Source organism: Pseudomonas sp. SIMBA_068, from assembly GCF_046534705.1.
Classification (GTDB): Bacteria; Pseudomonadota; Gammaproteobacteria; order Pseudomonadales; family Pseudomonadaceae; genus Aquipseudomonas; species Aquipseudomonas putida.
The window spans coordinates 1-258 of sequence record NZ_JAWRYI010000918.1 but is presented as its reverse complement, the minus strand read 5'-3'; the positions used below and the strand labels follow the sequence as shown (position 1 = coordinate 258).

The window sequence follows — 258 nt, the reverse complement described above, 5'->3', positions numbered from 1 at the left end:
CAAGTGATAGTGCTTCTGTTGAAGCATCAAGGGCAAGAATATTACTTTTGATCATTTTATTACTCTAATTAATTTGTTGTAAAAATGTATTAGCGACTTCTAAGCTTCGCGTACGACGCATTGCAGGTAAGCTTTTTAAGAACACTTGACCATATTGGCGTGTTACTAATCTATTATCACATATAACAAGCACGCCTTTATCTTTGCTATCGCGAATTAATCGCCCTACACCTTGCTTTAAGGCAATAACTGCTTGTG

At 36.4% G+C, this 258-nt stretch carries 1 protein-coding gene; it reads right to left on the bottom strand.

What is annotated here, in order from left to right:
- Positions 1 to 64: 64 nt before the first annotated feature.
- Positions 65 to 258 (bottom strand): helicase C-terminal domain-containing protein (locus SB756_RS32065; RefSeq protein WP_410913502.1); only part of this gene is annotated, 194 nt, incomplete at its 5' end.